Origin of the sequence: Comamonas guangdongensis (genome assembly GCF_041079535.1) — a bacterium.
Taxonomy (GTDB): domain Bacteria; phylum Pseudomonadota; class Gammaproteobacteria; order Burkholderiales; family Burkholderiaceae_C; genus Comamonas; species Comamonas guangdongensis.
On record NZ_JBFYGN010000028.1, the window covers coordinates 47,056 to 55,684 of the forward strand.

At 65.4% G+C, this 8,629-nt stretch carries 7 protein-coding genes; 5 read left to right on the forward strand and 2 right to left on the reverse strand.

From position 1 onward, the window contains the following. Window positions 1–144: 144 nt before the first annotated feature. A complete protein-coding gene (earP, locus tag AB6724_RS18950; RefSeq protein ID WP_369340090.1) occupies window positions 145–1,278 on the reverse strand; it encodes an elongation factor P maturation arginine rhamnosyltransferase EarP in 1,134 nt (377 codons plus the stop codon). A 3-nt stretch (window positions 1,279–1,281) separates the two neighbouring features. After that, the gene (locus AB6724_RS18955; RefSeq protein ID WP_369340091.1) at window positions 1,282–2,196 is read right to left on the reverse strand and encodes a LysR family transcriptional regulator; all 915 of its coding nucleotides are present in this window, start codon (window positions 2,194–2,196) and stop codon (window positions 1,282–1,284) included. 146 nt (window positions 2,197–2,342) lie between these two features. On the opposite strand from AB6724_RS18955, the gene AB6724_RS18960 reads away from it, so the two are divergent. The 5 genes from AB6724_RS18960 to pgsA all read left to right on the forward strand — a co-directional run bounded on the left by AB6724_RS18960 (window position 2,343) and on the right by pgsA (window position 8,388). Then, the gene (locus AB6724_RS18960) at window positions 2,343–3,575 is read left to right on the forward strand and encodes a CaiB/BaiF CoA transferase family protein (RefSeq protein WP_369340092.1); all 1,233 of its coding nucleotides are present in this window, start codon (window positions 2,343–2,345) and stop codon (window positions 3,573–3,575) included. Continuing rightward, window positions 3,572–4,567: a hydroxymethylglutaryl-CoA lyase gene (locus AB6724_RS18965; RefSeq protein WP_369340093.1), complete on the forward strand. Its 996-nt coding sequence runs from the start codon at window positions 3,572–3,574 to the stop codon at window positions 4,565–4,567. The genes AB6724_RS18960 and AB6724_RS18965 overlap by 4 nt, the downstream gene beginning before the upstream one ends. Window positions 4,568–4,660: 93 nt before the next feature. Beyond that, the gene (locus AB6724_RS18970; RefSeq protein WP_369340094.1) at window positions 4,661–5,647 is read left to right on the forward strand and encodes a Bug family tripartite tricarboxylate transporter substrate binding protein; all 987 of its coding nucleotides are present in this window, start codon (window positions 4,661–4,663) and stop codon (window positions 5,645–5,647) included. A gap of 167 nt (window positions 5,648–5,814) precedes the next feature. Continuing rightward, entirely contained in the window at window positions 5,815–7,764 is a 1,950-nt protein-coding gene (gene uvrC, locus AB6724_RS18975; RefSeq protein WP_369340095.1) for an excinuclease ABC subunit UvrC, read from the forward strand. A gap of 60 nt (window positions 7,765–7,824) precedes the next feature. Then, window positions 7,825–8,388 (forward strand): CDP-diacylglycerol--glycerol-3-phosphate 3-phosphatidyltransferase, encoded by a 564-nt coding sequence (gene pgsA, locus AB6724_RS18980; protein WP_369340096.1) that lies wholly within the window; start codon window positions 7,825–7,827, stop codon window positions 8,386–8,388. Window positions 8,389–8,629: the final 241 nt, after the last annotated feature.

Consider the following 8,629-nt stretch of genomic DNA (forward strand, 5'->3'; position numbering starts at 1 on the left):
AAGCTGTTCGCAATGGTTGCGTGGTGCAACGGTCAAAGATGCGGCGGCGGGGCCTGCCGCGTGTACCGCGGCGGGGCGCGACCCCGAAAGCAAGATCGCCCGGTGCCCCGGTTGCGATAGCCCTCAGAGAGGCAAACCGCAATTTTAGCTTTTTTCGGCCACAAAAGCTTGAAGCTGCTCAATCAAATCCGTTTGTGCGGCCAATTGTGCCCGCGCAGCCTGTGTGCATTGCTGCCATTGCTCTAGCATTTCGGGGCTCAGCAAAGGCAATGCTTGCGGTGCGGTCATGCCGTTCCACGCGTGGTGGAAGGCGCGCAGGCTGGCCGGTGCCTGGAGCCAGTCCAGAAATGCCTCGAGCTTGTCGTGGTGGGCGTTGTCGTGCTGGGGGTAGATATGCCAGACCAGAGGCTGGCCGGCCCACAGCGCGCGTACCAGAGAGTCTTCTCCGCGCACCAGATTGAGGTCGCAGGCCCAGAGCATTTCGTCGAATTGCGGCTGGGGTCGGGGCGGCAGATAGCAGCTGGCGACTTGTGCGGCCTCGGGCAGGGCCCGCATGGCCGCCGCCGCGCGGCCGGGCGTGACCAGCAGCCTGGCCTGCAGCGCCCCAGGGGCTTGCGATTGGGTCAGTAATTGGCCCAGCCATTGCGCCAGGGCAGGGGGCTCGTAGCAGAACAGCGAAAGCGCGCATTCGCCGGACAGGATCCCATGTTCCGCGCGCCACTGCGGGCGTTGCGCCGCAAAACTCTGCTGGCGAGCGCCCAGATCCCGCTCACGCAGCAGCGCACCGGTCGCCTCCGTAAAGCCCGGGTAGAAGAACCAGCGCGTGAGTCCGGAGGCCGGTCCGGACATGATGCGTGAGGGCAGGCGATGGCAGCGCTCCACATAGTCTTCGGCCGACAGGTATTCAAGATTGATCCAGACCGGCGCCCTGTCCCGCTCGGCCTTGCGCGCAATGGCGGCCACAAAAGCCTGGGGAATCTCGCAGCCAAAAGCCTCGATCACCACATCGCCTGTGGTCTCGGGTACGGCAGCCGCCGCATCGGACCAGGCATGCAGGCTCAGGCCCCGGGGCCATGGCTGGGGCGCCATCCATTGCAAGGCGCTGGCATCGTCCATCCACAGGCGCACGGTCTGGCCGCGCGCCGCCAGTTCGGCCGCGGTGCGCCAGCACACGCCGACATCGCCGAAGTTGTCTATGACCTGGCAAAAAATATCCCAGCTCAGCGGCGCATGGGCGTGGGGTGCTGCCTCTGAGGCAAGGGGGAGAAAATCCAGCATGTGCTATTCAATTTCTGTGGGTTCTGGCCGGCATAGATGCTCGACCAGCAACTGGGCCACGGGCGACAGCGCATCCTGCGAGCGCACGCAGAGCATGAGCTGGCGCTCGGCCCAGGGCTCGGCCAGCCGTATGCAGCGCAGCGGCAGTGCGCCTATGTAGATGCGCGCGCTGCCCTCGGGCAGGATGCCTATGCCGAGGCCGGCGGCCACCATCAGGCATAGCGCGTCGTAGCCCGTCACCTTCATGCGCAGGCGCGGTTGCAGGCCCTGGTCGGCGGCCGCGCGGGTGATCAGGTGGTTGAGCGCGCTGTCGGCATGCATGCCTATCAGGTCGTGCGCCACCACCTGGGCCAGGGCCAGCTTGCGCTGCCGGGCCAGCGCATGGCCCTGAGGAACGACCACGGCGAGGCGGTCGCTGCGGTAGGGGCGCAGGCTGATCTTGTCGCCGTAGCTGCCGTGGTTGAGCAGGCCGATGTCGGCTTCGTTGTCGGCGACCGCGCGTGCGATGTCGGTGCTCACGCGCTCCTGCAGGCGCACGTCCACATGCGGGTGCCGGCTCATAAAGCGCTGCAGTTGCGCGGGCAGGAACTGGGTGATGCTGGAGATGTTGGCCATCACGCGTACATGGCCGCGCAGGCCTTTGCCGCCGTCGTGCGCATAGTCCTTCATCTGCGTGGCGATGCCGTCGAGCTCGTTGAGTACGCCGCGCGCCATATGCAGCAGGGCATAGGCAGCGGCCGTGGGCGTGCTGCCGCGGTTGCTGCGCGTGAAGAGCTCCACCTGCAGCTGATCCTCGAGTTCTGCGAGGCGCCGGCTGGCGGCCGAGGGCGCGATGTGCTCGCGCGCGGCGGCTCGCGCGATGGCGTTTTCTTCCATCACAGCCACAAACAGGCGCAGGGTGATCGGGTCCAGTTTCATAGGATTGGCAATTATCCCGCTTGGGCTATGCCCAAATGCGATGGCAGCTTCGCATTTAAGCGTTTTGCAATGTGCGGTGCCCAGGGCAAGATGGCCTGAAAAGCCGTGTTTCGCTTTGGAGGCGCGGCAGCAAGAGAGACAACTGGATGAACGCAAAAAACATCAAGCACCCGACCACGCCTCTCGATACGCCCAGCGCGCTGCAAGGCGTGAAGGTGGTGGAAATGGGGCAACTGATCGCCGGCCCGTTCTGCGGCAAGACCCTGGGCGAATTCGGTGCCGAGGTGATCAAGATCGAAGCTCCGGGTGCCGGCGACCCGCTGCGCAACTGGCGCTTGATCAAGGAAGGCACTTCCGTCTGGTGGCAGGTGCAGTCGCGCAACAAGCGTTCGGTGGCACTGGACCTGCGCCAGAAGGAGGCCCAGGATGTGGCCCGCCGCCTGATTGCCGAGGCCGACGTGCTGGTGGAGAACTTCCGCCCCGGCACGCTCGAAGGCTGGGGCATGTCTCCTGCCGAGCTGCATGCCATCAATCCCGGTCTCGTGATCCTGCGCATCTCGGGCTACGGCCAGACCGGCCCCTATCGCGACCTGCCGGGCTTTGGCGTGATCGGCGAAGCCATGGGCGGCCTGCGCCACCTGACGGCCGAGCCGGGCCGCGTGCCGGTGCGCGTGGGAGTGTCCATCGGCGACACGCTGGCCGCGCTGCATGGCGTGATCGGCGTGATGATGGCGCTCTACCACCGCAAGGTGAACGGCGGCCCGGGCCAGGTCATCGATGTGGCCCTGCACGAGGCCGTGTTCAACGTGATGGAAAGCCTGCTGCCCGAATACAGCGCTTTTGGCGCCGTGCGCGAGGCCGCAGGCAGTGCGCTGCCGGGGATTGCGCCTTCCAACGCCTATCCCTGCCAGGACGGCTGGGTGCTGGTGGCCGGCAATGGCGACTCCATCTTCAAGCGCCTGATGACGGCGATCGATCGCCAGGACCTGGCCGACGCTCCCGATCTGGCGCACAACGCGGGCCGCGTGGCGCGCGTGGCCGAGATCGATGCCGCCATCGGCGACTGGACCCACGGCCGCAGCGTGCGCACCGTGATGGAGGAGCTGGGCAAGGCCCGTGTGCCCGCAGGCAAGGTCTATACGGCCCGGGATATTGCCGAGGACCCGCATTACCGCGCCCGCGACATGATCCTGACCCAGCACACGCGCGACGGCTATGACGTGGAAGTGCCGGGCATCGTGCCCAAGCTTTCGCTCACGCCCGGCACGGTACGCGCCAGCGCTCCCCATGTGGGCGACGATACCGACGTCGTGCTGGCCAAGCTGGGGTTGACGACCGAGCAGATCGCGCGGCTGCGTGAAAAAGGCATCATCCAATGAGCGCCGCAGCAGCATCCAGCCCCTCTATCTGGCACGGTGCGGGCCGCCGCATCTTCATGAATGAGGTCGGCACGCGCGACGGACTGCAGATGGAGCAGGCCTTTGTGCCCACCGAGGACAAGATTGCCCTGGTCAATGCGCTGTCCCAGGCCGGCCTGTCCAAGATCGAAGTCACGGCCTTCGTCTCGCCCACGGCGATTCCTGCGCTGCGCGATGGGGAGATCGTGATGCGCGAGATAGCGCGCCGGCCCGGCACCGTCTACACGGCGCTGGTGCCCAATGTGCGCGGCGCCGAGCGCGCCATCGAGGCGCGCACGGACGAGCTCAATCTGGTCATGTCGGTCAGCGAGACGCACAACCTCTGCAATCTGCGCATGCAGCGCACGCAGTCGTTCGCTTCCCTGCAGCAGGTGATTGCCACGGCGCAGCAGGCCGGCGTGCCGGTCAACGTCTCGCTGTCGTGCTGCTTCGGCTGCCCCATGGAGGGCGATGTGCCGCAGGCCGAAGTGCTGGCCTGGGTGCAGCGCTTTGCCGATCTGGGCGTGCAGGGCATCACACTGTGCGACACCACGGGCATGGCCTATCCCAGTCAGGTGCATGAGATGGCCAGGGCTTTCAGGGCGCGCTGGCCTGCACTGGGTCTGACCCTGCATTTCCACAATACGCGCGGCATGGCATTGGCCAATGTGCTGGCGTCCATTGCAGCGGGCGCCGACCGGTTCGACGCTTCGATAGGCGGCCTGGGCGGCTGCCCGTACGCGCCAGGGGCTTCGGGCAATGCCTGCACCGAGGAGATCGTGCATGCGCTGCAGCTCATGGGCTACGACACCGGCGTGGAGCTGGCACGGGTCGTGGCCGCGGCGCAGACGCTGCCGGCCCTGATCGGGCACGAGACGCCAAGCCAGATCGTCAAGGCCGGCGCGCGCTGGGATCTGCACCGGCCGCCCGCAAATTTTGCGGAAATCAGAGAGCGCGCGCTGGCCAAGGCCTGAGAGCACAGCCATGCCGCTTGATGCGCGGTGCCTCGGGGGAGGTGCCGCCCATCCATTCCCATACATCACGCATACCAACAAGGAGACATTCCCATGCGCATTCAACGTCAACGCCTACATCTGGCCGCTGCGGCGGCGGCCCTGGTTCTGGGTCTGCCGGCCGGCCAGGCCGTGGCCCAGGGCAGCTATCCCAACAAGACCGTGCTCATGATCGTGCCGGCCGCTGCGGGCGGCACCACCGACCTGGCCGGTCGCATGGCCGCGCAGGCCTTGGCACCGGTGCTGGGCCAGTCCGTGGTGGTGGACAACAAGGGCGGCGGCAACGGTGCCATTGCCGCCAATCTGGTCAAGCGGGCCGAGCCCGACGGCTACACGCTGCTCATGCAGTATTCGGGCTACCACGTGATCTCGCCCCATCTGGTCAAGGCCAAGAGCTGGGAGCAGGGCGATTTCGCGTCCGTGGCCAATGTGCTGTCGGCGCCGCAGATCATCGTGGTGCGCGCCGAACTGCCGGTGAAGACGCTGGCCGAGCTGGTCGGCTACGCCAAGGCCCATCCAGGCAAGCTCAATTACGCCTCTTCGGGCAATGGTTCGCTGCAGCATGTGACGGGGGCCATGCTGGAGCAGCAGGCCGGCGTGAAGATGGTGCACGTTCCCTACAAGGGCACGGGCCCCGCGCTGCAGGATCTGCTGGGCGGCCAGGTGGACCTGACCTTCGGCACCGCGCCGCCGTTCATGCCCCATGTGCAAAGCGGCAAGCTGCGGGTGCTGGCCGTGACGGGCAAGCAGCGCCTGCCCAGCCTGCCCAATGTGCCGACCACGGCCGAAGCCGGCTACCCCGGGGTGAACGCCACCTCGTGGTTTGCCGTGTTTGCCCCCAAGGCCACGCCCCAGCCCGTGATCGACAAGCTGGCGGCCGATCTGAAGAAGGTGGTCGAAGACCCGGCCTTCAAGAAGAAAGCCGAGGAGCAGGGCGCCGCGGCGGACTATATGAACCCGCAGCAGCTGGGCGCCATGGCCAAGACCGAGTACGCGAACTGGGCCCAGGTGGTGAAGTCCTCCAAGATCGAAGCCGAGTAAGCGGCGTATTGCGCCTGACCCGAGGCCCGGACCGTCCGGGCCTTTTTGCATGTAAAACGGCCGCGGTGCCTATGTGTCAAGCACGTGCAGCTATTTTTGTGGAAGCGTGAGGCCGTTGGATGACGCGCTGCGTCGCGGGATGTTCACATGCGCCGACAATAGCGCCCATGTCTTCCACGCACTCCGATGAACTGCTGGCCCAGGTGGCAGCGCTGCCGCCGCTGCCGGGCGTGTATCGCTACTTCGATGCCGAGGGAGTCTTGCTCTATGTGGGCAAGGCCATCAACCTCAAGCGCCGCGTCTCCAGCTATTTCCAGAAAGACCATGGCGGCACGCGCATAGGCCATATGGTCGGCAAGATCGCGCGCCTGGAGACCACGGTGGTGCGCTCCGAGGCCGAGGCGCTGCTGCTGGAAAACAATCTGATCAAGACCCTGCACCCCAAGTACAACATCTTGTTCAGGGACGACAAAAGCTATCCCTATCTCAAGATCACAGGGGTGTCGCAGCGCGACGGCAAGGATGGGGAGCCGGCTTTTCAGGTCTTTCCGCGCATGGCTTATTACCGCGGCTCGGTGGACAAGAAGCATCGCTACTTCGGACCCTATCCCAGCGCCTGGGCCGTGAAGGAGAGCATGCAGCTGCTGCAGAAGGTGTTCCGCCTGCGCACCTGCGAGGACACGGTGTTTGCCAACCGCAGCCGCCCCTGCCTGCTCTACCAGATCAAGCGCTGCACCGGGCCTTGCGTGGGCCTGATCTCGCCCGAGGCCTATGCGCTCGATGTGGGCAATGCCGAAGCCATGCTGCGCGGTGAAACCCAGGAGCTGATGCGGCAGCTGGAGGCGCGCATGATGGAGCACGCCGAAAAACTCGAGTACGAAAAAGCGGCCGAGGTGCGCAACCAGATCACGGCCCTGTCGCGCGTGCTGCACCAGCAAGCCATAGAGACGGCCGATGACAAGGATGTGGACATCCTGGCCGTCAAGGTCCAGGGCGGCCGCGCCTGCGTGAACCTGGCCATGGTGCGCGGCGGCCGCCATCTGGGCGACCGGCCGTATTTCCCCGCCAACCTCGGCGATGCGGCCTCGGTGTATTCCAGCGAGCAGGAGCTTGATGCGGCGGCGGCGCGCCCCGTGGAAGAGCTGGTGCTCGATGCCTTCATCGCCCAGCACTATGTGGGTGTGGCCATACCGCCCACGCTCATCGTCAGCCATGCGGTGGACAGAAAACTGGTGGAGCTGCTGATCGAGCAGACCGGAATCCGCATCGGCGTGGTACAGCAGCCGCGCGAGCAGCGCCGCATCTGGCTGGAGATGGCCCAGAAGAATGCCGACATCCAGCTCGCGCGCCTGCTGGCCGAGGAGGGTTCGCAACAGGCGCGCACCCGCGCCCTGGCCGAGGCGCTGGATCTGCCCGAGGAGAGCCTGGACAAGCTGAGCATCGAGTGCTTCGACATCTCGCACACCAGCGGCGAGAGCACCCAGGCCTCCTGCGTGGTGTTCCACCACCACAAGATGCAGAGCAGCGAGTACCGCCGCTTCAATATCGAGGGCATCACGGGCGGCGACGACTATGCGGCCATGCGACAGGTGCTCATGCGCCGCTACAAGCCCGTGGCCGAGGCCCAGCGCGAGGCGGGCGGTGCCGAGCTGACCGGCAAGCAGCCGCATCTGCCCGATCTGGTGCTGGTCGATGGCGGCAAGGGCCAGGTCAGCATGGCGCGCGAGGTGTTCACCGAACTCGGACTGGATATCTCGCGCATCGTCGGCGTGGAAAAAGGCGAGGGCCGCAAGGTCGGTCTGGAAGAGCTGGTCTTTGCCGACGGGCGCGACAAGGTCTATCTGGGGCACGACTCCGCGGCGCTGATGCTGGTGGCCCAGATCCGCGACGAGGCCCATCGCTTTGCCATCACCGGCATGCGCGCTGCGCGCGCCAAGGTGCGCGTGGGCGGCGGCCAGCTTGAGGAGATTCCCGGCGTGGGCCCCAAGAAGCGTGCACGGCTGCTGCAGCGCTTCGGCGGCGTGCGCGGCGTGGCCGAGGCCAGCGTTGAGGACCTGATGACGGTCGAAGGCATTTCCGCCACGCTGGCGGACGAAATCTACCGTGCCTTGCATTGAGCCGGCTTCAATGCAGGAGGATGCGCGCCGGAGCCTTTGGCACGTGACACAATGGCGCCCATGTTCTTGACCATCCCCACCTTGCTGACCTGTACGCGGATTGTGGCGATTCCGCTCATCGTCGGGGTGTTTTATGCGCCGCTGGACCAGACCACGCGCAATCTGATTGCCACCTTGATGTTCATCGTGTTTGCAGCGACGGACTGGCTCGATGGCTATCTTGCCCGCAAGCTCAACCAGACCTCGGCGTTCGGTGCGTTTCTGGATCCGGTGGCCGACAAGTTCCTGGTCTGCGCTTCGCTGCTGGTGCTGGTGCATCTGCAGCGCGCCGATGTGTTTGTGGCCCTGATCATCATCGGCCGCGAGATCGCCATCTCGGCGCTGCGCGAGTGGATGGCTCATATCGGTGCCAGCAAGAGCGTGGCCGTGCACATGATAGGCAAGCTCAAGACGATGGCGCAGATGGTGGCGATTCCCTTTCTGCTCTACGACAAAGTGCTGTTCGGCGTGATCGACACCGGTGTCTGGGGGCACTGGCTGATCTGGGTTGCCGCAGTGCTTACGGTGTGGTCCATGATCTACTACCTGCAGAAAGCCCTGCCGGAAATCCGCTCCAGGCTCTGAGCTGCAATTGACGGAAATCTGCAAAGCGCTTGTCGATCAAGCGCTTTTTGCTTTCTGTGGGTGCATGAGTTTTTGGGCGTGCGCGGTCAGGGTCGTCGCACGTCGCATGCCTGAGGCTTTGTGAATCCTTGTCAATCCGTGAAGTCGGCACATCGCCAGCGTTTAAAAAGGCTATGTCCCCGTTGAGTGTGGAAAAACGCCGATAGCCGCGAGGAGCATGGCTTGCGGGGTTGGCAGGCGA

Excerpts from the sequence above, each read along its gene's own strand:
- earP (WP_369340090.1), bottom strand. The coding sequence starts at position 1,278 with ATGCTGGATTTTCTCCCCCTTGCCTCAGAGGCAGCACCCCACGCCCAT.
- AB6724_RS18955 (WP_369340091.1), bottom strand. The coding sequence starts at position 2,196 with ATGAAACTGGACCCGATCACCCTGCGCCTGTTTGTGGCTGTGATGGAA.
- AB6724_RS18960 (WP_369340092.1), top strand. The coding sequence starts at position 2,343 with ATGAACGCAAAAAACATCAAGCACCCGACCACGCCTCTCGATACGCCC.
- AB6724_RS18965 (WP_369340093.1), top strand. The coding sequence starts at position 3,572 with ATGAGCGCCGCAGCAGCATCCAGCCCCTCTATCTGGCACGGTGCGGGC.
- AB6724_RS18970 (WP_369340094.1), top strand. The coding sequence starts at position 4,661 with ATGCGCATTCAACGTCAACGCCTACATCTGGCCGCTGCGGCGGCGGCC.
- uvrC (WP_369340095.1), top strand. The coding sequence starts at position 5,815 with ATGTCTTCCACGCACTCCGATGAACTGCTGGCCCAGGTGGCAGCGCTG.
- pgsA (WP_369340096.1), top strand. The coding sequence starts at position 7,825 with ATGTTCTTGACCATCCCCACCTTGCTGACCTGTACGCGGATTGTGGCG.